The 25,070-nt window shown below is 35.0% G+C and carries 27 protein-coding genes and 2 rRNA genes; 16 read left to right on the top strand and 13 right to left on the bottom strand.

Annotated elements, in window-relative coordinates; all coding sequences use genetic code 11:
• The first annotated feature begins 270 nt into the window (after positions 1-270).
• The 3 genes from MY1_RS05440 to MY1_RS05430 all read left to right on the top strand — a co-directional run bounded on the left by MY1_RS05440 (position 271) and on the right by MY1_RS05430 (position 5,555).
• Positions 271-1,741 (top strand): 16S ribosomal RNA (locus MY1_RS05440).
• Positions 1,742-1,890: 149 nt separating this feature from the next.
• Positions 1,891-4,886: ribosomal RNA gene (locus tag MY1_RS05435) — 23S ribosomal RNA — on the top strand.
• Together the 16S and 23S rRNA genes form the textbook arrangement of a ribosomal RNA operon.
• Before the next feature lie 225 nt (positions 4,887-5,111).
• Positions 5,112-5,555: a hypothetical protein gene (locus tag MY1_RS05430; RefSeq protein ID WP_048109815.1), complete on the top strand. Its 444-nt coding sequence runs from the start codon at positions 5,112-5,114 to the stop codon at positions 5,553-5,555.
• A gap of 226 nt (positions 5,556-5,781) precedes the next feature.
• Here MY1_RS05430 and MY1_RS05425 read toward each other — a convergent pair whose 3' ends face one another.
• Positions 5,782-6,270, bottom strand: coding sequence for an RDD family protein (locus MY1_RS05425; protein ID WP_007550798.1), 489 nt, complete (start codon positions 6,268-6,270; stop codon positions 5,782-5,784).
• A gap of 102 nt (positions 6,271-6,372) precedes the next feature.
• Here MY1_RS05425 and MY1_RS05420 point away from each other — a divergent pair, with 102 nt between their 5' ends.
• The 3 genes from MY1_RS05420 to msrA all read left to right on the top strand — a co-directional run bounded on the left by MY1_RS05420 (position 6,373) and on the right by msrA (position 8,180).
• A complete protein-coding gene (locus MY1_RS05420; protein WP_007550797.1) occupies positions 6,373-7,218 on the top strand; it encodes a class I SAM-dependent methyltransferase in 846 nt (281 codons plus the stop codon).
• Positions 7,219-7,274: 56 nt separating this feature from the next.
• Entirely contained in the window at positions 7,275-7,661 is a 387-nt protein-coding gene (locus tag MY1_RS05415; protein ID WP_007550795.1) for a DUF6659 family protein, read from the top strand.
• Between the two features lie 63 nt (positions 7,662-7,724).
• Positions 7,725-8,180, top strand: coding sequence for a peptide-methionine (S)-S-oxide reductase MsrA (msrA, locus tag MY1_RS05410; RefSeq protein WP_007550793.1), 456 nt, complete (start codon positions 7,725-7,727; stop codon positions 8,178-8,180).
• Between the two features lie 2 nt (positions 8,181-8,182).
• On the opposite strand, the gene MY1_RS05405 is transcribed toward msrA, so the two are convergent.
• Entirely contained in the window at positions 8,183-8,617 is a 435-nt protein-coding gene (locus tag MY1_RS05405) for a universal stress protein (RefSeq protein ID WP_007550792.1), read from the bottom strand.
• 131 nt (positions 8,618-8,748) lie between these two features.
• On the opposite strand from MY1_RS05405, the gene MY1_RS05400 reads away from it, so the two are divergent.
• From MY1_RS05400 to MY1_RS05390, 3 genes are read left to right on the top strand one after another with little or no spacing between them, the layout of a single operon-like run.
• Positions 8,749-9,534, top strand: coding sequence for an alpha/beta fold hydrolase (locus MY1_RS05400; protein WP_048109813.1), 786 nt, complete (start codon positions 8,749-8,751; stop codon positions 9,532-9,534).
• Between the two features lie 36 nt (positions 9,535-9,570).
• Positions 9,571-9,996: an AbrB/MazE/SpoVT family DNA-binding domain-containing protein gene (locus MY1_RS05395; RefSeq protein ID WP_007550790.1), complete on the top strand. Its 426-nt coding sequence runs from the start codon at positions 9,571-9,573 to the stop codon at positions 9,994-9,996.
• Positions 9,993-10,418 (top strand): hypothetical protein, encoded by a 426-nt coding sequence (locus tag MY1_RS05390; RefSeq protein ID WP_007550789.1) that lies wholly within the window; start codon positions 9,993-9,995, stop codon positions 10,416-10,418. The genes MY1_RS05395 and MY1_RS05390 overlap by 4 nt, the downstream gene beginning before the upstream one ends.
• A gap of 28 nt (positions 10,419-10,446) precedes the next feature.
• Here the strand turns inward: MY1_RS05390 and phaC are convergent, their stop codons facing one another.
• Positions 10,447-11,511: a class III poly(R)-hydroxyalkanoic acid synthase subunit PhaC gene (gene phaC, locus MY1_RS05385; protein ID WP_048109806.1), complete on the bottom strand. Its 1,065-nt coding sequence runs from the start codon at positions 11,509-11,511 to the stop codon at positions 10,447-10,449.
• Positions 11,501-12,016: a poly(R)-hydroxyalkanoic acid synthase subunit PhaE gene (locus MY1_RS05380; protein ID WP_007550787.1), complete on the bottom strand. Its 516-nt coding sequence runs from the start codon at positions 12,014-12,016 to the stop codon at positions 11,501-11,503. Before MY1_RS05380 ends, phaC begins: the two co-directional genes overlap by 11 nt.
• A gap of 131 nt (positions 12,017-12,147) precedes the next feature.
• Between MY1_RS05380 and MY1_RS05375 the strand changes: the two genes are divergently transcribed.
• Both MY1_RS05375 and MY1_RS05370 read left to right on the top strand, forming a co-directional pair.
• Positions 12,148-12,540 (top strand): DUF6659 family protein, encoded by a 393-nt coding sequence (locus MY1_RS05375; RefSeq protein WP_048109802.1) that lies wholly within the window; start codon positions 12,148-12,150, stop codon positions 12,538-12,540.
• 47 nt (positions 12,541-12,587) lie between these two features.
• Positions 12,588-13,010: a hypothetical protein gene (locus tag MY1_RS05370; protein WP_007550785.1), complete on the top strand. Its 423-nt coding sequence runs from the start codon at positions 12,588-12,590 to the stop codon at positions 13,008-13,010.
• A gap of 32 nt (positions 13,011-13,042) precedes the next feature.
• Here MY1_RS05370 and MY1_RS05365 read toward each other — a convergent pair whose 3' ends face one another.
• The 3 genes from MY1_RS05365 to MY1_RS05355 form a co-directional block, all read right to left on the bottom strand.
• Positions 13,043-13,342 (bottom strand): DUF7508 domain-containing protein, encoded by a 300-nt coding sequence (locus MY1_RS05365; protein ID WP_007550783.1) that lies wholly within the window; start codon positions 13,340-13,342, stop codon positions 13,043-13,045.
• 8 nt (positions 13,343-13,350) lie between these two features.
• Positions 13,351-14,262, bottom strand: a complete 912-nt coding sequence (locus MY1_RS05360) for a transcription initiation factor IIB (RefSeq protein WP_007550782.1) — start codon at positions 14,260-14,262, stop codon at positions 13,351-13,353.
• 503 nt (positions 14,263-14,765) lie between these two features.
• A complete protein-coding gene (locus MY1_RS05355) occupies positions 14,766-16,181 on the bottom strand; it encodes a matrixin family metalloprotease (RefSeq protein ID WP_048110433.1) in 1,416 nt (471 codons plus the stop codon).
• A gap of 163 nt (positions 16,182-16,344) precedes the next feature.
• Between MY1_RS05355 and MY1_RS05350 the strand changes: the two genes are divergently transcribed.
• Positions 16,345-16,686: a hypothetical protein gene (locus MY1_RS05350; protein WP_007550779.1), complete on the top strand. Its 342-nt coding sequence runs from the start codon at positions 16,345-16,347 to the stop codon at positions 16,684-16,686.
• 11 nt (positions 16,687-16,697) lie between these two features.
• Here MY1_RS05350 and MY1_RS05345 read toward each other — a convergent pair whose 3' ends face one another.
• On the bottom strand, positions 16,698-17,702 hold the full coding sequence (locus MY1_RS05345; RefSeq protein WP_007550778.1) for a biotin--[acetyl-CoA-carboxylase] ligase: 1,005 nt from the start codon (positions 17,700-17,702) through the stop codon (positions 16,698-16,700).
• 37 nt (positions 17,703-17,739) lie between these two features.
• Positions 17,740-18,264 carry a hypothetical protein gene (locus tag MY1_RS05340; protein ID WP_007550777.1) on the bottom strand — a complete coding sequence of 175 codons (525 nt, stop codon included), beginning with the start codon at positions 18,262-18,264 and terminating at the stop codon, positions 17,740-17,742.
• Positions 18,265-18,342: 78 nt separating this feature from the next.
• Here MY1_RS05340 and MY1_RS05335 point away from each other — a divergent pair, with 78 nt between their 5' ends.
• Genes MY1_RS05335 through MY1_RS05325 form a run of 3 tightly spaced genes read left to right on the top strand, consistent with a single transcriptional unit; the run spans position 18,343 to position 20,367 of the window.
• Entirely contained in the window at positions 18,343-18,753 is a 411-nt protein-coding gene (locus MY1_RS05335) for a CoA-binding protein (RefSeq protein WP_007550776.1), read from the top strand.
• Between the two features lie 2 nt (positions 18,754-18,755).
• On the top strand, positions 18,756-19,121 hold the full coding sequence (locus MY1_RS05330) for a hypothetical protein (RefSeq protein ID WP_007550775.1): 366 nt from the start codon (positions 18,756-18,758) through the stop codon (positions 19,119-19,121).
• Between the two features lie 34 nt (positions 19,122-19,155).
• Positions 19,156-20,367 carry a redox-regulated ATPase YchF gene (locus MY1_RS05325; protein ID WP_007550774.1) on the top strand — a complete coding sequence of 404 codons (1,212 nt, stop codon included), beginning with the start codon at positions 19,156-19,158 and terminating at the stop codon, positions 20,365-20,367.
• Positions 20,368-20,563: 196 nt separating this feature from the next.
• On the opposite strand, the gene MY1_RS05320 is transcribed toward MY1_RS05325, so the two are convergent.
• The 4 genes from MY1_RS05320 to MY1_RS05305 form a co-directional block, all read right to left on the bottom strand.
• Positions 20,564-20,848 (bottom strand): hypothetical protein, encoded by a 285-nt coding sequence (locus tag MY1_RS05320; protein ID WP_048109794.1) that lies wholly within the window; start codon positions 20,846-20,848, stop codon positions 20,564-20,566.
• A 101-nt stretch (positions 20,849-20,949) separates the two neighbouring features.
• Entirely contained in the window at positions 20,950-22,341 is a 1,392-nt protein-coding gene (cysS, locus tag MY1_RS05315; protein ID WP_007550770.1) for a cysteine--tRNA ligase, read from the bottom strand.
• Complete coding sequence (locus tag MY1_RS05310) at positions 22,341-23,135, bottom strand: NAD+ synthase (protein WP_007550768.1); 795 nt, start codon at positions 23,133-23,135, stop codon at positions 22,341-22,343. Before MY1_RS05310 ends, cysS begins: the two co-directional genes overlap by 1 nt.
• 294 nt (positions 23,136-23,429) lie before the next feature.
• Positions 23,430-23,732, bottom strand: coding sequence for a Rieske (2Fe-2S) protein (locus MY1_RS05305; protein ID WP_007550767.1), 303 nt, complete (start codon positions 23,730-23,732; stop codon positions 23,430-23,432).
• Positions 23,733-23,809: 77 nt separating this feature from the next.
• Between MY1_RS05305 and MY1_RS05300 the strand changes: the two genes are divergently transcribed.
• The gene (locus MY1_RS05300; RefSeq protein ID WP_007550766.1) at positions 23,810-25,051 is read left to right on the top strand and encodes an adenosylhomocysteinase; all 1,242 of its coding nucleotides are present in this window, start codon (positions 23,810-23,812) and stop codon (positions 25,049-25,051) included.
• Positions 25,052-25,070: the final 19 nt, after the last annotated feature.

Here is a 25,070-nt window from a genome sequence, read left to right as displayed (position 1 = left end):
ATCTTTTTTACAAAAATAATCTGAGATCAGAAATTATTTTAGGCATGGTTTATATGGATTTGTAATTCTTCTGTTTCTGCATACGTAAAGCAATAGGCGGCGCTTGTGATGAAAGCATGGTATTATACCATTTTGTGATTCATGGGCCTCCATTTACGCATACAAAATGAGGATCTGATCAACTGATCAAATCTGAAATGTGAAGATTATGTGCATCCGTCAATTCCAATTATAGTACATTGTGTACTTCAATAATCAAGTAAAAGAAAGAATCCGGTTGATCCTGCCGGACCTGACTGCTATCGGATTGATACTAAGCCATGCGAGTCATTGTAGCAATACAAGGCAGACGGCTCAGTAACGCGTAGTCAATCTACCCTATGGACGGGAATAACCTCGGGAAACTGAGAATAATGCCCGACAGAACATTATACCTGGAACGGTTTATGTTTCAAATGATTTATCGCCGTAGGATGGGACTGCGGCCTATCAGTTTGTTGGTGAGGTAATGGCCCACCAAGACTATTACAGGTACGGGCTCTGAGAGGAGTAGCCCGGAGATGGGTACTGAGACACGGACCCAGGCCCTATGGGGCGCAGCAGGCGAGAAAACTTTGCAATGTGCGAAAGCACGACAAGGTTAATCCGAGTGGTTTCTGCTAAAGAAACCTTTTGCTAGTCCTAGAAACACTAGTGAATAAGGGGTGGGCAAGTTCTGGTGTCAGCCGCCGCGGTAAAACCAGCACCTCAAGTGGTCAGGATGATTATTGGGCCTAAAGCATCCGTAGCTCGTTTTGTAAGTTTTCGGTTAAATCCATACGCTTAACGTATGGGCTGCCGGGAATACTGCATAACTAGGAAGTGGGAGAGGTAGACGGTACTCGGTAGGAAGGGGTAAAATCCTTTGATCTATTGATGACCACCTGTGGCGAAGGCGGTCTACCAGAACACGTTCGACGGTGAGGGATGAAAGCTGGGGGAGCAAACCGGATTAGATACCCGGGTAGTCCCAGCTGTAAACTATGCAAACTCAGTGATGCATTGGCTTGTGGCCAATGCAGTGCTGCAGGGAAGCCGTTAAGTTTGCCGCCTGGGAAGTACGTACGCAAGTATGAAACTTAAAGGAATTGGCGGGGGAGCACCACAAGGGGTGAAGCCTGCGGTTCAATTGGAGTCAACGCCAGAAATCTTACCCGGAGAGACAGCAGAATGAAGGTCAAGCTGAAGACTTTACCAGACAAGCTGAGAGGTGGTGCATGGCCGTCGCCAGCTCGTGCCGTGAGATGTCCTGTTAAGTCAGGTAACGAGCGAGATCCCTGCCTCTAGTTGCCACCATTACTCTCAGGAGTAGTGGGGCGAATTAGCGGGACCGCCGCAGTTAATGCGGAGGAAGGAAGGGGCCACGGCAGGTCAGTATGCCCCGAAACTCTGGGGCCACACGCGGGCTGCAATGGTAGTGACAATTGGTTCCGAATCCGAAAGGAGGAGGTAATCCCTAAACGCTACCACAGTTATGACTGAGGGCTGCAACTCGCCCTCACGAATATGGAATCCCTAGTAACTGCGTGTCATTATCGCGCGGTGAATACGTCCCTGCTCCTTGCACACACCGCCCGTCGTTTCATTGAAGTTTGCTTTTAGCGAGGTGACGTCTGATTGGCGTTATCGAACTTGAGGTAAGTGACAAGGGAAAAGTCGTAACAAGGTGACCGTAGGGGAACCTGCGGTCGGATCACCTCCTTAGACAAGTGAATGTGCCGGGTGCACATAATCTTCGCAAAATCATCGATGCAATGCATCACGAAAGTGATGTATGAAGGATGTAGCAGGTTCCTCTTACCGGAGGACTTGCAATGATCGTCGTGCATAGTCGTGTAATATGTGGCTGAATTTGCCGGTGTAAAGACGCCAATAGGTGGATTGCTAGGCTTGAGGAGAGAAGAAGGACGTGGCAAGCTGCGATAAGCTCGGGGTAGGCGCACGCATCCTATGATCCCGAGATGTCCGAATGAGAATCTTACACATAGTGTATTCCGTTACAATGGTGATGGAAGTCGAACCGTGGGAATTGAAGCATCTTAGTACCACGAGGAAAAGAAATCAATTGAGATTTCCCAAGTAGAGGCGATCGAAAAGGAAAGAGCCCAAACTGAATCCTTCGGGAGATGTGGTGTTTTGGTATGATAATATGGAATCCTGGAACACAGCTGAAATGATCTGAAAAGTTCTGGCACAGAGGGTGATACCCCCTTAAGCGAAGTGGAAAAGGTCCTATTCATACCCGAGTAATTGTCCTTGGTAGTGGGCAATGAATATGGGTGAAAGTAGCATCCGAGGCTAAATATCTCTCAAGACCGATAGTGTACTAGTACCGTGAGGGAAAGCTGAAAAGTACCCCGGAAGGGGGATGAAAAGTGCATGAAACCTATTGGTTACAGACGTGCGTGGCATGAAAGGTGATTTTTTCAGACTGGAGGTTCTAGCAATAGAGCTGAAGGTTTGATGTTTTAATCATCAGTGTCACGCGTTCCGTCTCGAATCACGGGCCAGGGAGCTAACTGTCATGGCAAGCTTAAACCTTCAATGGTGTAGGCGAAGGGAAACCGAGTTCTCGCAACTTCGCAAGAAGTGAGGAGAAGCGTGTGAAAGTGCGTTGAGTCATGGCAGCTAGGCTAGAAGCCAGACGATCTATTCCTGAGCTAGACGAAGGCGGGCGAAAGCCCGCTGGAGGTCTTAAGACGTTCTGACGTGCAAATCGTTGTTGTGACTTGGGAATAGGGGTCAAAAACCAATCTAGTCTGGCGCTCGCTAGTTCCAACCGAAGCGTCTCGCAGGGCGTGCTTTGTGGAGATAGTGTTTCCGGTAGAGCACTGATAGGGGGGCGCGGGGAAGAAATTCCTCACCCTCCATTCAAACTCCGAACGGATACACATCGTAGAAGCAAGGACACGGGTTCGTGTGGCGTAAGGCTCACGACCGAAAGGGGTTTAACCCAAACTGAAGTTAAGGTCCCTAAATTTTTGCTAAGTGTCAAGCCAAAGAGCGTGTTCCCGCCAAGACAGCAGGGAGGTATGCTCAGAAGCAGCAATCCTTTAAAAAGTGTGTAACAACTTACCTGCCGAGGGGGGATGCCTCAAAAATGTACGGGGCTAAAGCAAAATACCGATACTTTAGATAATTATCAGTAGATGATTCATGGTAGGTTGGCGTAGTGATTGGGTCGAAGCAGGGCGGTGACGTCCTGTGGACCGATTTCTATTGCAGATCCTGGTGGCAGTAACAGCATAGTATAGTGAGAATCTATACCACCGCAAGCGCAAGGGTTTCCAGGCAATGCGTTATCAGCCTGGAGGTAGTCGATCCTAAGGTTTACCTCAACAGAGTAAATCGAATGGGAAACTGGTTAATATTCCAGTACCTTGCACAGAGCGTTTGAGCTATAAGGTTAGCTTTCGGATAAGGGTTGTACAACTATCGTTGTATCTAACTGTTCGAGGAATAGGGAGTGTCGTAATGACGAGAACTGTTCCGAGGCAGGAATGGCTTCGCGTTAGCGGAGTTTTCTTGATTCCAAGAGACCATGAAAGACCATGTAGTTAGCAATGTGCAAGCTCGTACCGAGAACCGACACAGGTGCGCTAGCTTAGAAAGCTAAGGTGCTACGAGTATACCGTATGGCGAGGGAATTCGGCAAATTAGTCCTGTAGCTTAGGTATAAGGGATGCCTGCAATCTTCATGAGGAATGGGGATCGCAGGTTACAATGACAAGGGGGTTCCGACTGTTTAATAAAAACACAGGCGACTGCTAGTCCGAAAGGATTTGTATAGTCGCTGAATCCTGGCCGGTGCCGGTACCTAAAACTTGGGTTCAACCGAGCTAAGGGCCGGTTAACGCCGGGAGTAACTCTGACTCTCTTAAGGTAGCCAAATGCCTTGTCGGGTAAGTTCCGACGCGCATGAATGGAACAACGAGAGCCCCACTGTCCCCGCCTACAACTCGGTGAAGCCACATAAGGAGGACGAACAGTCCTTCATCTTCCATCGGGGAGAGAAGACCCCGTGGAGTTTTACTGCAGCTTGTGCTTGTGGTATAGTAAAAATTGCACAGGGTATCTGGGAGCCATGCTTAACATTCTCCGGGATGTTAAGAAGCAACGATGTAACACCAGACTCTTTTTGCAGTACCACTTATCCAGAGAAGACTGGAGACACGTGCAGGTGGGCAGTTCGGCTGGGGCGGCACCCCTTTGAAAAGATATCAAAGGGGCCCAAAGTTTAGTTCAAACGGGGCAGAAATCCGTTGAAGAGGGCAAAGCCAAAAACTAGACTGAATGGATTTCCAAACGCACGGAATTCATAGACGAAAGTCTGGCTTAGCGATCCTTCGTGTGCCCACTATTGGGGCCCGGAGGTGACAGAAAAATTACCCCAGGGATAACAGGCTCGTCGCGGGCGAGAGCTCCTATCGACCCCGCGGTTTGGTACCTCGATGTCGGCTTTTCCTATCCTGGTCCTGCAGCAGGGGCCAAGGGTGTGGCTGCTCGCCAATTAAAAGGGAACATGAGCTGGGTTTAGACCGTCGTGAGACAGGTCGGTCTCTGCCTGATGGAAGCGTGGATGTCTGAGGGGAAGTTACTCCGAGTACGAGAGGAACAGAGTAGCGTGGCCACTGGTTTACCGGTTGTCTGATAAGGCAGGCCGGGCAGCTAAGCCATTTGGGCTAAGTGCTGAAAGCATCTAAGCACGAATCCCATCCCGAGACAAGACATCCTTTCGTAAGATGAAGGTCGGCAGCAGAAGACTGCGTTGATAGGAAGGTGGTGTAGATCACAAGCTTCGGCGAGTGGTGAGCCAGCCTTTACTAACAGACCAACACATCGGTTCAGCCACTTACATAGAGACTATGCACGATGAATTCATTTTAGAATTCACAAAGTGAAAATAATACACGACTTGTACGATGATTTTATTTTAAATCACTCCTTAGCGAATGCTATGCAGTTTGATTTTATTTTATCCCTTAGCAAATGCTTTACTAACTTTAAAAACCTGAAAATGTTTGATGTTCAATTATCATAAATCTTAAATTATACTCTCTTTACTTAACTTCGTGAGTTATTACTTTAGTTTGTTTGTGTTATTATCTGTGCTTATTACCGGCATGATTGCATTTCCTTCTTCATTTGCAGATGACCATGTAAATGGAACTGCAAATAATGGTACATCCACTAATTCTACATCCACTGAAGAAAATATGGCTGTAGATGATGAAATGGAATTTGCAATGGGTGACGACGAAGACATGATGGAAGATGAAGACATGATGGAAGATGAAGACATGATGGAAGATGAAGACATGATGGAAGATGAAGACATGATGGAAGATGAAATTCCAGCTGTTCTTTCACCATTAAAACAAATCAAAGAAGGCATTGCTCCTGAAAACGTAGTATGCAAAGAAGGCTTGGAACTTGTTTTCAAGATTAGCGGTCAGCCAGCATGCATTCAAGCATCAAGTGTTGAAAAATTGATTGCTTGGGGTTGGGCCCAATAATCATTTAATCTATTTATTTACAATATATTTTTAATTATAAACACTAATACTGTTTTTGAACTTTGATGGTGTTTTATTCTTCAAATTCTATGTCTTTTTCTAATTCTTTAGGAAGCCCAATCCACCATTTTAGATTCTCAGACATTCAAAATACACAGATCTAAAGTTGGTAATAGATCTAATGGTTAATTCTAGAAAACAATTGTATAATAAAAAATGACTATATCTAGTCTTTTTTATATTTGATATTTTCAATACTTTCTTCATTATTTTTTATTTTTACTACTAATGTGTCGCCTATTTTATTAAAAATTCTTTGACGCTTTTCATTTGTAAATATCCATCCTAAAATCACATCTACTGGAATGAGAAATGTTTTTCCAAAACTACTGATTATCACTCCTTTCAAATCTGCCTTTTTTCCATACGTATTTGTTACTTTTAGGTTTAAGATCCTCTTCCCAATGGATTGACCTGTTTTATATTCTAAAGTTATCCAATATCCAAAAAAGATCATACTAGTTTGAAAATATTGAATTGCTTCTGTCCAGATCCATTTTTCATTCATATCAAAATCAATTTTTCCAAAAAATGCAAACATAATGAGTGTAGAAATTGCTGTAATAATTAAAAAATCAATCAACCACGCAAAAAACCTATCACTCCACTTTGCAATTGTAATTTCTGAAATGTTATCTGAATTTGATTCACTCATTAAATTACTAATTTACCCAAATTAATAAAAGATAATGTACTGTGTCAACTAGTTATCAAGATTAGTACATTAGAGATTAATAGTATCTGATTTCACCTATATATGAAAACCTTTTTGAACGTGATTAACCCTGTCGATATGTTTTTTTGGACAATTCGAAAAAACGAAAAAGATGTCATTAATCTTTACAATTCCCTTTCTCCAATAATGCAGCTAGCAACGGGAGGCTCTATGCTGAATTTTGGTTATTGGGAACAAAATACCTCTGAGCCAATCGTTGCTCAAGAAAATCTTTGTTCTTACTTTGGTAACATGGCAGAATTAGAAAACGCCAAATCTGTGGTGGATGTTGGAAGTGGTCTATCTGCCCCCGCAATTTTTTGGAGAAAAAAATACAATAATCTAAAACTGTTTTGTATAAACATCAACTATGATCAATTGCAATTCTCTGGTCCCCAGGAAAATATGGAATTTATCAATTCAACTTCAACTAAATTACCTTTTTCTAATAGATCTGTAGATCGAGTGTTGGCATTAGAATCATCGCAACACTTCAAACCTCTAAAAGATTTTATTTCTGAGTCAAAACGAGTTTTAAAATCTGATGGGGTATTTACTTTGGCATTACCTGTAACTCTTCAGAATACTTCCTTATTCAAATTGGGAATTCTGAAATTTACTTGGTCATCAGAACATTATAAGTTAGATTATGTACGAGAACTTGTACAATTAGGTGGTTTTAAAATTCATGATGAACAATTAATTGGAAACAAGGTATACACCCCATTGGCAAATTATTACATTGAAAATCGTCAGGAATTGAAAAAATCCATATTGCAAAAATACCCAAATTATGTTGAAAAAATACTTTACAAATCAATTTTAAAAATGAAAAAGGCATCTGATCAAAAAATAATAGATTATGTTGTTTTAAAATGCAAGTTTTAAACTAGTTTGCAATGTAATTGGCTAGGTTTTTATTTTTGATATCTCAACAATGTATATTGTCTATTCCAAATAATGCTGCTCTTAAACTATACAATGAAAAATGTTTGCAGATACAAAAGGAACCAGAAATTAGATTTGCTGGAATTGTTGACAAAGATGGTAAACTGATAGCAGGCGGATTTAAAGAGGGTCTTGTTCCATATGAGGACGATGAAACTAGACTCCATTCCTTTTTTGAGTTTGTATCTAAAGCATCAATTAGGAAAGAATATGATGATAGTTTAGGACCGATTAATTATATTGCTGCAAGACGTGATAAGGCTGTTTTAGTAAGTTTTCCATTTCCCATCACCCAAGTTCTTCTTTTGATTTCTGCAGAACCTTCTGCCAATATTGAAAATTTAGCTAAAAAAGTTGTTGAAATTTTTACTGATGTTAGCTAAAATTATCTTTTAATTCTAATTGCTAACCACATAGTTTTAATTTGATAATGTTGTAATTAAAATATGAAAGCTACATTTGGTGCTGGATGTTTTTGGCATGTTGAAGACTTGCTTCGAAAAACTAAAGGTATCAAGTCAACACAAGTAGGTTATATCGGAGGCAAATTGCCAAACCCTACTTATGAAGAAGTATGTACTGATAGAACTGGACATGCTGAAGCAGTTCAAGTAGAATATGATCCAAATGAAATTACTTATGATGAATTACTAAAAGTTTTTTGGAGTAATCATGATCCAACAACTCTTAATCGACAAGGACCTGATATTGGACATCAATATCGTTCTGCAATATTTTTTCATAATGAAGAACAAGCACAAATTGCACAAAAATCAAAAGAAGAACTTGAAAAATCAGGAAAATTTCAAAAACCTATTGTAACTGAAATTGTTCCGGCTCCAGAATTTTATAAAGCTGAAGACTATCATCAAAAATATTTTCAAAAGCACGGTTTATCATAAACTCATTTGACAACAAGTACTGGAATTTTTGATGTATGGATGACATAATTTGAAACACTCCCTAAGAATAATTCCTTTACTGCACTTCTTCCTCTAGACCCCATTACGATTAGACTGAAATTTTCTTTTTTATCATGTGCCAATTTTATGAGGTTATACCCTATGTTTCCTGCCATTGTTTTTTCTTTAAAATCTACATTATTTTGTAATGCTATTTTTTTGGCATTATCTAGAATTTTTTTTGCCTCATTTTTCCACTCCTTGCTAACTGTGGCTGTTGTCTGAAACTCAGAATGTGGTTGAATGTTTATTGAATATGCTCCGGTAATTGTAGCCTCAAACTGTTTTGCTATGGATACTGCCATTTCGAGTGCTCGTATCGAATTTTTTGAACCGTCTAACGGGACAAGAATTTTATTTATTTTTTTATCTACCACAGTCTGTTTTCAACCTGGATCTTAAAAAACCTAATCTATGTTTTCTGAGATGATAATTTAGTAAAATACCAAAAACAATTGATCGTTAATAGTAACTAAACTTATCTAGCTAAATCATTGAAGCTAAAACCATGAAAGAAAATTTCATACAGGTTGATGGTAATACCATTAGGTATCTGGAATCTGGGGATTCTAAACATATCTTAGTATTGATCCATGGATTGGGTGCATCAGCCGAACGATGGAATAAAGTTATTCCTCTTTTTGCAAAACAATATCGTGTGATTGTTCCTGATCTGATCGGTTATGGTTATAGTGATAAACCCGTCGCAGATTATACTCCTGATTTTTTTTCATCTTTTCTTGAGAAATTTTTTATCGCTTTGAAAATCGCACGTCCCATTATAATTGGCTCTTCATTAGGTGGTCAAATTGCAGCTGACTATGCATCTACCCATTCAAATGAAGTTGAAAAATTAATTCTTGTATCTCCTGCAGGTTCAATGAAACAATCTACTCCTGCATTAGATGCTTACATAATGGCTGCATTATATCCAAACGATGAAAGTGCAAAAAATGTGTTTGAGTTAATGGAATCATCTGGTCATGAAGTCGATACTCAAATTATTCAAGGTTTTATTGAAAGAATGAAACTACCTAATGCAAAACTAGCTTTCATGTCTACTGTTTTAGGATTGAAAAATTCTGAAGTTATAACTCCTAAACTAAATTCAATTTCATGTCCCACTCTTGTTATCTGGGGATCAAAAGATCCTGTGATCCCAATTCAATATGCTGAAAATTTTCTATCCAATATCAAAGATTGTAGATTTTTTAGAATGGATGATTGCGGCCATACTCCATATGTTCAAGATCCTGAAACTTTTTCATCCGCTGTTCTGGAATTTCTTTCTTAGATCAGTTTATATACCATCTAATTCCAATATTTACCAATGAATGGTAATTATAACCAATTCAATCCTTCTGAAATGTTCAAAGATTGGATTCAAAAAAATGGTCGTGCACAAGCTGAATTCATGAAAAATTTTGGCATGTTGATGACAAATCAAAATACACAAACATTCAATCCTTTAGAAACTCTTAGAGAAGTTTCTGATAATACAAGACAGGTTCAATCTGATATGATGAAAAATATGTCATCTATGCAAAACAAAAGTATGGAGACTATGTTTCAAATCGGTCAAATGCTTCCATCTTTTATGAATTGGGGAGCATACAAAACAACTGTAAGTAGTAATGGAAGAATTTCAATTCCAGAGGCAGAACGTAATGCACTTGGATTAGGTGAGGGTGACTTGGTACAAGTCATAGTCCTTCCAATAGCCAAAAAATCAAAAAATAAGGAGGTGAAACAATGAGTAAAAACGAACAGACACCAGGATCTAAAGATGTATTTTCTGTATATCAGGAAAACATAGACAAAATATTTACCGGTATTAGACAATCAGTACCACAGTATCATCAATCAATTACAAATGTTCAGCAAGAATATTTACAAGCATATGAAAATGTTGTTGATTCTACAATCACATTACAAAAAGAATATGCAAAGAAATTTGGTGTTGCAACAAACATTCCACAAGCAACACTAAAAGTAATGAATGATACTACTGAAGAAATTGTTAAAGTGGCATCAATACACAATCAAATAACACTAGCAACAATTGATTCAACCCAACAAAACATCAAAACATTCAACGATAATGCAAAATCATTTGCTGACTTGAATAGAAACATTCTTCAATCCTGGATATCCGCATTCACCACAAAGAACAACTAGTGGTAAATTTTATTTTTTATTTTTTATTTTATGATCTTTCAGCAAGCCAATTTCCTAGCTCTGGTAATACCTTATTTTGAGATAATGAACTAGCAATCATTCCTACATGCCCAGTTGGGTATATTTTCAATGTCTTATCATCACTTCCTACTGCATAATGAAGTGGCATACTGCATTCAGGTGATACTAGGTGATCCCCTACTGCAACTTGTGTAAATATTGGCATGTTAATTTTCTTCAAATTTATGTGACTACCACCAACAAACATTTTATTTTGAATTAGTAGATTATCTTGATAAATATCCTTAATCCATTGTCTGAAAAGAGCACCTGGAATAGGCGGTGTATCGCCAAGCCACTTTTCTACTCTTAGAAAATTATCCACAAATTTTTTGTTCTCGATATTTTTGAAAAAATTAACATATTTTTCAATTCCTTGTTCAAATGGTTTTAGAACTGAAAAACAATAATACATGAATTCGGGAGGCATATTTCCTATAGTTTCTACCATTTTGTCTACGTCCATATGCTTGGCAAGATTGCTAATTACTGTGGTATCTCGCCATCCGTCAATGACCGGTGCTGTAGCAATATAGTTTTTCACACTTTCTGGATGTAATGCTGCATATGCAGTTGCAATTGTAGCTCCTGTACAATATCCTTGTAGGGATATTTTTTCTACCGATGATACATCTTTGATTAATTCTATGCTACTATCTAAATATCCGTTAACATAATCGTCAAAATCTAAATATTTGTCCATGCTAGTTGGAGAACCCCAATCTAACATGTATACGTCAAATCCTTGCATTAGTAAATTTCTAACCCAACTTTTTTCTGGCTGTATGTCTAAAATATGATATCTGTTAATTAGCGCGTATGAAATCAGTAATGGTGTTTTGTGCTGTTTATCTGTAAGTGGTTTGTAATGTAGTAGTCTTGTTTTATCAATTTCTTGAACTACATCATGAGGTGTAATCTCTAAATTAATTTCATCAGGAGCTGAAACTAATTTTGGTGCATCCATAACATGTTTGCTAAATTTTATCATCTCTTCAATGATTTTAGGATCAAATTTTGATTCACTTTTCATTATTTGTTATCTCCATGTTACTTTGTTTTTTCTTTTTTAATTCAATCTCTAGCTTTGTGACTCTTTTTTTCAGTGAATGTATCTCTTTGTATACTTCATCAATCTCCTCTTTGCTTGGAAGATTTGCAGCCTGTAATATCACATTTGAAATGTTGTGCCAATTTTTTGTTAGTTCAAGCTCTTTTGAAACTAATTTTCCATAATTTACTCCAAATTTTTCAGAATCAAATAACTCTGTAAAATCATTATCAAAAATGTCTATCCATATTCTTTTGAATGATTCGATTTGCTCAATATCGTGTGGTACATCCGGAGCTTTTAGGTTTACTTTTTTTTGTGCCTCATTCCATGTTTCTGCTAATTGCTTATAGTATTCTGTGACGTATTTGTTAAATTCCATCAAATTTTCATTAATCTGTATTAACTCAGTTGATATTTTCTTTGAATTTGAAGCAAAAGCTCTCATTGGACCTAATGAAGTCAAGGCTTGAGGCTTACTGGACATTAAATGAAAAATATCTGTCCAGAATAAGGATAGGTGTTTATAATAATCTGTAACGTCTTTTTGAGATTCTGATTCCACGGATTATTATTGTGATAGCTCTCAATAAATAGATCGCTTGTTTAATTAGACAAGTGGCTAGTGTTGAAGAACTAGAACAAATGTGTCAAAAAATTATTCAATTGGACCCACTTCTAAGGTCTGCTAGAATCATCAATAATCGAGGTCATCTTGTTGCAGGGGGAATGAAGAAGGGAATGCACTCATTAGAATCTCAAAAACAAGATGAAATGATGTTCATGGAACTTGCACTTAGAGTTCGCATGAGGCATGAATTTGATAAAGAGTTTGGCGAAGTTCATTTTTCAATGTCTTATCGAGATAAGGTAATTGTGATGAGCTTTCCATTAGCAAACGATGATGTTTTGTTAGTATCTTCTGAAAAGGAAGCAAATTTCAGTAAATATGCATTTAATATTCTTAAGATTATTGAGCCTCTAAAAAAACCGGTAATGGGTACTTTTTGAATCATTTTATCATAACAACTTAATCTAGGTAAAACCACCAAACATGTATGGATACTCTTTCACAACATGTCACTTGGACTGATATTGAGAGATTGACAAAATTGCTTTCTAAAAAAATTTTAAAATCTTCAAAATCTTTTTCAAGTATTTCTACAGTCAGTCGTGGCGGTTTAATTCCAGCAAGGTTATTAGCTGATCACTTGGGAATTGATACAATACTTGTGGATAAAAATAAAATTTCTTCGGACTCTCTTTTTGTTGATGATATTTACGATTCTGGAAAAACATTTAAGAAAATAATTCAAAATGTGACTAATCCTTCTGATTTTGTATATGCTACTTTATTTGCTAGAACAGGCAAAAAATATCCCAAACAATTAGTATATGCTCAAAAAACAAAAGGTACTGAATATATTGTGTTCCCTTGGGATACACTTGAGTATGAAAGATTCAAAAATACTGCATTGTAGTTTTTAAAATTTAGAAAATCATCTGGAATTGTTTATCCTACACTCATACATTGAGGAATATTTCCCTCATGTCTATCTTGATAATCCTTGATTAAATCCTCTGAAACTTGTTCATAAGAACCAGTTTGCATGTATCGTACTCTGGTGGCTTTTGAGATGCATGGTTCTTTTTCTTTTTCTTGTATGCTTTTTTTAATATTTTCAGAACCTCCAATGAATAAAATTTTCATTGACGCATGCATCATATACACTCCTGCGGATTGAGGTATTTTTGAAATTGTTTCTTCATTAAAGTCAAGCCAATCTGACCATGTATTATCCCTGTTCAGCATATTTTTCACTAGTTTTGAAGCATTTTTCTCAAACCTGCACATCTATTTCTAATTGTTACTTCAGTTACTCCTGATGCAATTGAAATATCTTTTTGAGATTTTACCTCCCCAGTGCTAATACATGCCAAATAAAGCGCAGCCGCAGCTATTCCCATCGGGTCTTTTCCAGCCACCATGCCTATTTCTTTTGCTTGCTCTAAAATTTCTACTGCTTTTCGTTTACTCTTTTCACTTAGTTCTGCAATACTTGCAATTCTTGATACTCCTTTAACCGGATCAACCACTGGCATTTTTAATTCTAATTCTCTAAAAATTAATCTATAGCATCTGGCAACATCTTTTCTTCTAATGTTGATGCCGTTTGCAACGTCGTCTAATGTTCTAGGGGTTTCTGTATTTCTACATGCTGCATAAAGACAAGCTGCTACTAAACCCTGAATTGAACGACCCCTTACCAATTTTTTTTCCATGGCCTTTCGGTAAATGTATGCAGCTTTTTCAACTACTGCATCTGTTAATGCAAGTTTGTCTTTTAATTTTCCCATCTCATTTAATGCCTGTCTTAGATTTCTATCTGCGGAAGAATGAGCTTGTGATCTACTATCCCATGTTCGTAATCTTTCAATTGAACTTTTCATCGATGATGTTAAAGGTTTTCCAGTAGAATCTTTATTTGCAGCTCCGATAACTGTTGATAATCCCATATCATGCATTGTTAATGATGTTCCAGCTCCAGTTCTGGCTCTACTTGTGTCGTCATTTGCAAATGATCGCCATTCTGCACCTGTGTCTGAAATTTTATCCGTAACTACGAAACCACATCTACCACAAAATAATTCTCCAGTGGTTTCATCTGTAACCATTTTTCTATCCCCACATGAAGGACATTTCGGTCCAGATACAGTTGTGCTCTTAAGCATAATAATTACAATGCTTCATTTGCCTTATTATCGTTTTACATTATTTCAACAGGTTAATTGTATGTAGGCTAAGCTAATTCTTATTCTAGTTTTATAGAACTAGAATAACTAAAATATAATATTTCGGAAACTATTTTTTACATAAACAAATTTTTGAAAACTATTTTTATTCTATTTGAATTTTGATCGAATGTTCTGATTCTGTTAAACGTTTTGATAATTTATTTTATTTTTGATCTAATTTTTACTTATTTTACTAAATATGACTGGCACCAATTTTAATCTAATAAGTGGTCAAAATATTATTTGAGGCTATAAAAGAGTTTAGAACCTAATTATTTACCTATGACATAAGTGATGTACAATATTACTGAAACAATGACTGACGATCCCACTATGATTAGTAACTCTTTTTTTGAAAAAACACTTACTCTAAAACTCACAAATTTTCTGTGAAAGTTATCAACTTAAGGATTTAGGAACATGTGTCTTAGATTCTAAAATCATCCTAATAGACAATATGCATAATTTGGTTTTAACGATGTGTACATGATATTATTTGGATCAGAGACATGTGTTAGTCCTATCGAATGACCTAACTCATGAGTCATAATAGTTTCAACTGTTTTAACATCATAAAGTTGAAATCTTCCATCGCAATTATAATCGCCTAATGTTACCTCTACAACTCCTTTTCCTAGATGTGCATGACCTAACACTCCTTCTCCAATATCTCGTACTACCCATGTGACCCAAACATTTGCTTCATGTTTCTGAGATGTAATTTCAAAAATCATTTTGACTTTATTCCCTTCAGAACTTAATTCTTGTTTTTCCCAAAATGTAAAAGAGTTTTTCAGTGTACTTACATGATCTAATGGTAATCCTGATGGCTGTTCATTAATGAAGACTTTATAATTTACAATGTACACTCCGTCCACTATCTCGTATGTGGGATCTGGAAAATTACTGGATGCTGTTTTTGCTTCTTCTTCAAAATTCCACTTTGTATAATCTCTGAGGAATTTTTTTATAACATCTCCACTTGGATTTGGATATTCGATATATCTTTTTTCATCTGAAACATTTTTTGAAATACTACGAATATATTTTTCAAACAAACTATATTCATAGTCTTTATCTTTTTGAATTTCCTCTTGTGATTTTTTAATATCTACAACTATAATGCCTTTTTCCATCATGTATTGAATTCCTGAAACAAAATCTTGATCATTTATTGTATTTTGAGCCCACCACGAAGCGTTATTTCTTATCCAATCTGGTATTTTATTCTCTGTCGATGATTTTGTTTCAATGATTGGAATTTGTATTATTTTGTTTTCAATCATAAATAATAATGCCGATGTGAATTCTGAATCTTCAATTTGCTTTTCTGACCACCATTTTGCAATTAACTTGACCCATTCTGGAATTTGCACTGTCCCTTCATTTCTAAGATCCACAGGCTTTTCTGTTGGAGTATATGGATATTTTGCAATTACCTTATCTGTAAATTCTTTATAATTATTAATTACTATACTGTCTGGTTTTTCATTCAATGCTTTTTCAAAATAATATTTTGATTCTTGATATTCCCCCAAATTTCCAAAACCAACACCCATGCCGATGAGTGAAGTCACATCATTTGGTTTTTCCTGAAGAATTTTGAAGAATTCTTTAAGTGATCTATCATGATATCCTGAATTGCTTAGTGCAATGGCTTTCATCTTCATTGTGGATATGTTATTTGGAATCTCTTCTAAAATTTCATCATAAATTACAACTGCTTGATTATACTCTCCTTTTGAAAAGTGTTCATTAGCTTGTTTGAACATTGATTGTGAATCAAATGTAGTTTGAGCAAATACTGGTATTGAAATAAAACTGGCAAATAATAAAATTCCACATAATATGCGCATCGACAATGACTCTGATACTTGTACTTTGGTTATAATTTATTTCTATTTTGAGATGCTTTGTATTTTTTGATAGATTTTTGTCACTTTTGCTGAGTGTTCTATTATTTTCAGTAAATCTTTAATCTTCTAACAATTACAAAATCTTAGATTGAGTAAATTAGGCGTGGGTAAAATTATTTATGAACTTCGTAAGCAAATTCAAGATATTCAATCAGAATTAGATGAACTTGGAGGGCCAATATCTGATATGCCTGAATTAATCACGTCTGCTAATCTTTTACGCTCAAATGAGTATTTTTCAAAGATAACTAAAAAGCAGTCAGAATTACTATCTGTCTATCGCCAATATTCAAAAGCCCTCGAGGAAATGGTTGATGCTGTTTTTGATATCCAAAATGATCTAAAAAATCTTCTCAAAGAACAGTCAAAACTAATCTCTGATGATAAATCTAGTGTGTCAAAGAACAAGAAGAAACCTGTAAATAAAAAAATCATTAAAAAATAATTTGTAATATCTTATTTTATAATATGAGTTATATCTCCTGATGTGATTCTTTTATTTTTTTCATTAGATGATATGACTAATGCTCCGTCATTATCTATTTTGATTGCTTTGCCTTTTATTTTCCCCTCTTCTGTAATTAATTCTATATTTTGACCTATGGTAGATGATTTTTTTGTCCAGTCTTTGATTATTTTTTTAATTTCTCCTTTGTTCAATAGATTAAAAATTTCTTCTAATTCCAATAAAAATGATTGAACTAGTAACACTGGTTTTATTGTTTTGTGGTGTTCATTTAATGATGCAACTCCATAAAAATTTGGAGTATTTTTTAGAATTTTTTCAATTTGTTTAACCTCCACATTATAATTTATTCCAACTCCGAGAATCATATTTTCAATTTTGTTTGACTCTATAGATGCATCAACTAACATTCCAGCGACTTTTTTACCATTAATTGTAATGTCATTTGGCCATTTTAACTCCGATTTTATGTTTAATGTTTTCTCAATTGCGTTTGATAATGCAAGTGCAGAAGCTATTGGAAATAATGTGATTACCGACATGTCAAATTTTGGATGTAGAATTATAGATAGCCATATTCCCCCTTTGGGTGAAATCCATTTTCTTCCCAGCCTTCCTTTTCCACTAGTTTGTTTTTCTGCAATGATCAATGTGCCATGAACTGCCCTTGATGCCATTTTCATTGCCTGGTTTTGAGTTGAATCCACTGAATCAAAATAATACGTATGCTTTCCAAACATTTTGGTCTTTAATCCCGATGTTATCTCCCATGGAAGTAATTTATCACTGCTTGATTCTAATCTATATCCTAGCTTTTGTTTTGATTCTATTTTATATCCTAACTCTCTGATTTTTTTAATATGTTTCCAAACTGCAACTCGACTTATTCTTAATACGTCACTCAAATCTTGACCTGAAAGATATTCTGTATTGTGGGATTTTAGAAATGATAGTACTTTGACTATTCCTTGGTTATCATACGAACTATATGCCATTTGGATTTATTTTTTATTCGTGATATAAAACATCAACTTAGAATCCGACATCAAAGTCAAACCCACCACCATCAGAATCCATTCCTCCATCTGATGCAGTTTCCCCACCCATGTCATTTGGAATGCTTTCTGCCGGTACATAGTCTGTCATCATCATACCCATCATACTAAACATCATTGAAAACATCATAATGTCCATTATTCCAAAAAACATCATAGTGGGAAGAATTGATTTGTTATCGTCCATGTATTGTTTTAGTTTTTCTTTATCCCCACTTTTGTACAGTAAGGACATTTGATTCCATTTATCTTGTAATTCGTGAATCCTCTCTTCTAATTCTTTTGTTCCTTTATCTGTAATTTTAAGCTCAATTTTTTTTCCAAATAATCCTTTTTTTTCTTCTACCTGTATTAGTTCTCTTTTTTCTAATTTCTCAAGAATTTCGTTTAGTTCTTCCCCGTCAATCTGGGCTGCTTTTTGTATTTTATCGAATTTTTTAATTCCTCTTGCAATTGCTCCTAATACCACTACGTCTTTTGGTTCTTCTGGCATAGATTCCATGTCGTTTAATTTTCCCAGTTGTTAAAATACCATGCTATTTCCTTTAAAAATTATATCCTACACTGCTTTAATTTTTTCATGGAACGCGATTCTTATACCGATGATGAAATAAGAGATATTCTTTCCTTAACACGTGTTGCAGTAATTGGCATGTCTAAAAATGAACATAAGGCGGCATATTATGTTCCAAAATATTTATCTGAACATGGATTTACTATAATTCCAGTAAATCCTACCACTGATGAGATTTTAGGTAAAAAATGTTTTAGTACAATTTCTGAAGTTGTTGATGATGTTGATATCATTGATGTGTTTAGACCATCTGATCAAGTACTTCCTGTAGTGAAAGAATCTATTAAGAAAAAACCTAAGGTAATTTGGCTTCAAGAAGGAATCCATAATGTTGAAGCCGAAAACTTGGCTAGAGATAATGGAATAAAAATTGTATTTAATAGATGTATGCTGGCAGAACATCAGAGATTATCTTAATTATGACTTTTGATATTTTTTACAACGAATTGCACGAATTAGTAAATAAACATGAAAAAAATAATACTCCGCTAAAGGTACAAAAAGATCTAGATGTTGATATTGTAAAAATTTTTGGTGAAAACATTACAGCGTTGGCACGCGCGAAAAATGGATTAATTGATGTAACAGAGCTTGCATATTCAACAGCAGAACATCATCCATATTGGAATCTGCTTTACAACTGTTCAGAAATAGCAAATATTGTTTTAGAAAAATGGAAAAGTGAATTATCTAAAAAAGATGCTAGTGACATCGAATGGTCAATAAAGGAATTAACACAATCCCTAGAAAAGATAACCAAAAAAATCAATGACTCTGATATCTAGGCAGAGATAAATATTCTTAGATTACAAATAAACCATGCCAATTAAACTTGGATTAATAGGTAAAACAAATACTGGTAAAACAACTTTTTACAATGCTGCCACTTTATCGTCTGAAGAAATATCTTCTTATCCATTTACAACAAAAAAACCTGTTTCTGGCGTTGCACATGCAATTACTTTATGTGTTCATCCAGAGTTTAAAATACAAGATAATCCTAATAATTCAAAATGCGTTGACGGGTGGAGATACATCCCAGTTGAATTAATTGATTTACCTGGTCTTATCAAAGATGCATGGAAGGGAAAAGGATTAGGAAACCAATTTCTTTCAATTGCTGCTCAATCCGATGCATTACTTCATGTTGTTGATGCATCTGGCGGTATAGATTCATCTGGAAAAATTACCGAGGTTGGTAGTGGGGATCCAATATCTGATTTTGCAGATATTGAAGAGGAATTAATTTTATGGTACCATAAAATTTTAGAGGGAAATAGAGATAAAGTATCAAAGTCAATTCGAACCGGTTCAAGTATTGTAGATGCAATCACTGATCTTTATCGTGGAATTGGTGTTAATCCAATTCATGTGAAAGATTCATTATTAAAACTTGGGTTGGGCGATAAAGAGTTTGATAATTTCGATATGGTTGATACAAAAAAACTTGCATCATATATTAGAAAAATTTCAAAACCAACACTCATTGTTGCAAATAAAATTGATGTGGAAGGTGCAGACAAAAATTTTGCTAGATTGCGAGAACGATTCAATGATTCTATTGTAATTCCTGTTAGCGGAGATAGTGAATTTAGTTTAAGAAGAGCTGAACAAAAGGGATTGATCAAATATTCTCCAGGTTCTGAACAATTTGAAATAATAAAATCAGAAGATCTTAATGAAAAACAGATTAACGCTTTGGATTTTATTAAAAAAGGGATAATGGGCGAATATATGCGAACAGGTGTTCAATTTGCAATTAACGTGGCAGTATTCAAACTACTAAAGATGAATTCAATTTATCCTGTGGCTGACGAAAAACTTTTAGCTGATAAAAAAGGGCGTGTTTTGCCTGACTTGATATTGCTCAAAGCTGGTGCAACAATTGCTGATCTAGCAAAAGAAATTCACACAGATCTGACAAAAGGACTCCTATATGGAAAGGACTTGAGATATAACTTGCGGTTGCCTGTGGATTATCAGCTCAGAGATAGAGATGTGGTCTCTTTGGTTAGTGCATCAAAAAAATAATTGATTAAATTTTAACTATTTTTGATATTGATCTATTATATTGTTTTTATCATCAACATAATTGCAACAAGTTTCACAAAGCCACTTTGTTTTATTTTCCACTTTATCCCATTTTGGCAATCTTCGATTATTGCATTTTTCACAAAATAACGACATAGTTCACTGTAATCCTTCCTCTATTTGTACCGGAGTTAATTCACTCTTTTTTAATAGTCTTTATGGATTGGTTTTCTCTTCTTTTTTTAATCAGACTAAACATAATCATTCCTACATTTACGATTGAAATTATTTCGATTAAATCTACTCCATATAGTAACCAGTCAATTAATGGGTGAACTCTTGAAACATATCCTGCTTCTAACATCAAATCTGCATTCCAAATCATATGTGGAATCTGAATAAACTGTATTATCGCAATTATGATGACACTACCTAAAATCTTATTTTCATACCAATTCCAAAATTTAGTCCATGCATTCATAATTTAGTTTATTTTTGTTAATTATTAAACAATGTTAAAATTAGACGGGACTAATTAGACCGGACTAATTTTTAGTAGATGATGTTTTTTCTGTAAATGAATTATATGTCTGCCTTGATCTTTTCTTTTCTAATCCAAATTGTTTTTCCTTTATGATCAATTAATTCAATATTCATTTCATTGAGTTTATCTCTAATGTTGTCTGCTTCTTGAAATTTTTTTTCTTTTCTTAATTGTTCTCTTGTTATGATCATATTATCAATTTCATTTTTTTCATTTGGCGTAATTTTTGGAATTACAAGTCCTAAAATATCAAGCATTCTTTCAAATTCTGGAATGATTATTTTTGCGTCTGTTGAATTCAATTTTTCTTCTGCAGCCATATAGTTTACCTCTTTTACAAGTTTGAAAAATGCTGAAAGAGCAAGATGTGTATTGATGTCTGACTCTAAGGAATTATCAAACTCTTTGCCTATGTTGTTAATTAATAATTTAATTTCACCTGAATTTGATGAATTACTTGTGTGAATTAATTCATAATAGCAAGATTCTACCTGACGCCATTTTATTAGATTCTCTTTTAATAATTCCTCAGAATAGTCTATTGGTTTTGAATAGTGTCCTGACAAGCAAAATAATCTAATGATGTTTGATCCCCAATTATCTAATACATGTTTTATTGATTTTATGTTGCCAAGTGATTTTGACATCTTTTCTCCGTTAATAGTGACCATTCCTACATGTATCCAAATTTTTGCAAATTGTTTTGTCGTGTATGATTCTGATTGTGCAATTTCATTTTCATGATGTGGGAATATCAGATCTCTCCCACCTCCATGTATGTCAAAATTTTCTCCAAGATACTTTATGCTCATTGCAGAACATTCAATATGCCACCCAGGTCTACCTTTTCCCCATGGACTATCCCAAAGTGGATTTTCATTAGAAAATTTCCATAAAGCAAAATCTAGAGGGTCTTTTTTTGACTCGTCAATTTCTATTCTTGCTCCTGATTGTAATTCATCTATCTTCTTTTTTGATAGTTTTCCATATTGTGGAAACTTTGCTACTGAAAAATAAACCCCATTTTTTGATACATATGCTATCCCTTTTTCAATTAATTTACTTATGAAATTTTTAATGTCTTCTATGTGTTCTGTTGCCTTAGGGTAATTTGTTGCACGTTTTACATTCAACTCATCAAAATCGCTAAAGTATCTTTGAATGTATTTTGAACTAATTTGCTCTGCAGTCGTATTTTCTGTTTTTGCTCGATTAATTATTTTATCATCAACATCTGTAAAATTTTGGATAAATTCTACTTCTATTTTTTTACTTTCCAAATATTTTCTTAATACATCAAAAACAATTATTGTTCTAGCATGTCCTATATGAGATTCATCATATACTGTAACTCCGCACAAGTAAATTCTTATTTTTTTTGAAACTTCTAGTGTTTGTTCAGAATTACTAAGCGTATCTTGTAGTTTCATTATTTTTCCTCAGATAGTTTTTGTGCCATTTCTCTTTTGTGGGCACTGTTAATGTATGTCTGATATGTTTTTTCAACCATTTGTTTATCGATTTTTAGTATCTCGCTAGTTTTATCAATTGATAGTTTTTTATCTATTATGCAATAAAGTATAGAATCTATCTCTTCATATGATGCTCCTAATTCTTTTTCAGCTTCATGCTCCTTCCATAGGTGAGGACTGCTCTTCTTTTCAATAATGTTTTGAGGCACACCTAAAAATTTTGCAATTTCTCTGACTTGTAATTTGTATAATGAAATTATTGGTACTAGATCTGATGCTCCATCTCCATATTTTGTAAAATATCCCATCAGGTATTCACTTTTATCGCTTGATCCTAATACGAGATACTTTTTTGCATTTGCATAATAATATAAGATATTGGTTCTTATCCTTGCCCTTAGATTTCCTTTAGCCCAATTATTTGGTTCTACATAATGCATGTATTCATTAACAATTGGTTTGATGTCGATTAATTTGTATTCTAATCCTGTCAGTGCAATCATCTTCATTGCGTCTTCTGTTTCGATACTTGGTGTAATCTGTGTATCTGGCATTATTACGGCAAGTGTTTTTTCTTTTAGTTTTCTTTTGCAAATATAGGCTAAAACAGCTGAATCTATCCCGCCGCTTAATCCTAAAATTAATCCGTTTACATGGTTTTTCTCTATCTGCTCTATTAAGAAATTTTCAATAGAATCTGCAATTGCAGCATAATTTTGATTCTTAATTTCATTTATGATGTCTTGGTTCAATAATTAATTTACATAATATGTGAGAATAAAAATTGTACCAAATATTGAAACGCAATTGAACGATTTTTACACTTGTTTTGAATGAATACCTATTTCAATTATGAATAACTTATTTTTGAAAATCTGATAATTTATTATTCATACACTGATTTCATTCTGATTGCATAAAAGGTAAATGCAAACATTCCTTTTTGGTACTTTCTCTTTTTTGGCTTTACAAAAAAATTATAAAATTGATGACTGAATCTGTGTTGCGTTTTTTTAATTTTACAAAATTTTTAATGATGATTTTGGTTATACATCAACGTAAATTCCGTCATTTCTGGCTTCAACATGATATGTTGCTAATTTCACATCTTTGAGATAGTCTTTCAATTCTCCTGTTTTGATGTTATAATGCCAAAAATGCAATGGACATTCTACTATATCCCCTTCTAATTTGCCTGGTGCAATCGAGCCGTCTTGATGAACACAAAGATCATCAATTGCATGATATCCATCTTGATTGAAAATTGCAATTTGTTTTCCATCGATTTTAAAGGCCTTTCCTTTACCGATAGCTATGTCTCCTTTTTCTGCAATCTTTTTCCAAGTCATACTGCTAATTCGATAATTTTGTCATTTATTTATATTCGCATGATAGAATTTTATACTCTTTTTTAACGTCAAAATACATGAGTAAGGTAAAATCTAGTGCAAAGTTGATTCAAGACGGTAAATTGTCATATGAATGGGCTAGATCTCATATGCAAATTCTCGATAATACCATAAATCGATTTAAAAAATCTCAACCTCTCAAAGGTGTTACTTTAGGATTTTGCTTACACATTACAAAAGAGACATCTGTACTTTTAATGGGTGCAAAAGAACTTGGTGCAACTGTTGTATGTTGTGGTGGAAATCCACTTACAACACAAGATGACATTGCAGCATTTTTGGCATCAAAAGGAATTCATGTTTATGCATGGCATGGTCAATCTGTAAAAGAATATGATTGGTGTATTGATCAGGTTCTAAATCACAAACCCACTATCTTAACTGATGATGGTGCTGATATGAATGTCAAGGCACATTTTGATAATCGATATAAGAATATGAAAATTCTTGGTGCAACTGAAGAAACTACTGCTGGTGTTACTAGAATAAGAGCAGTTGAAAACCAAGGAAAACTTCGATATCCTGTTATTTTAGTAAATGAAGCATATACAAAACACATGTTTGATAATCGATATGGAACAGGACAAAGTACAATCGATGGCTATCTACGTGCAATGAATTTGTTGATGGCCTCTAAACGAGTTGTAGTTGTTGGTTATGGTTGGGTAGGACGTGGTGTTGCATCTAGGTGCCAAGGAATGGGCTCTAAGGTAATTGTAACTGAGATTGATCCTATCAAAGCATTAGAAGCTCATATGGATGGTTTTGAAGTAATGCAAATGGCACAAGCCTGCAAAGTTGGTGACATCTTTATCACATGTACTGGAATGACAAGTGTAATTAGAAAAGAACACATTACAAAAATGAAAAATGGTGCAATCATGGGCAATGTTGGACATTTTGATGTTGAAATTGATAGCAAATTTTTGCTTAAAGAATCAAAATCTGTAAAACGAGTACGAGCAAATCTTGATGAATGTACTCTAAAAAATGGTAAACGTGTTTATTTAATTGGCGAAGGACGATTAGCAAATCTTGTAGCTGCGGAAGGACATCCTCCAGAAGTAATGGCTCAATCTTTCTCTAATCAAATTCTATCTGTCTTGTATATTCTCAAGAATCATGCAAAGATTGGTAACAAAATCATTAATGTTCCAGAAGAGATTGATAAACAAGTTGCAGTTGATGCACTAAAAGCCATGGATGTAAAAATCGATAAACTTACTCCGCAGCAAGTCAAATATGCTAATAGTTGGTAAAACTTCTTAACCCCAATTA

The organism is Nitrosarchaeum koreense MY1 (genome assembly GCF_000220175.1).
GTDB classification, from domain to species: Archaea; Thermoproteota; Nitrososphaeria; order Nitrososphaerales; family Nitrosopumilaceae; genus Nitrosarchaeum; species Nitrosarchaeum koreense.
The sequence above is the reverse complement of the archived record's forward strand: the minus strand, read 5'-3'. Positions and strand labels throughout refer to the sequence as shown.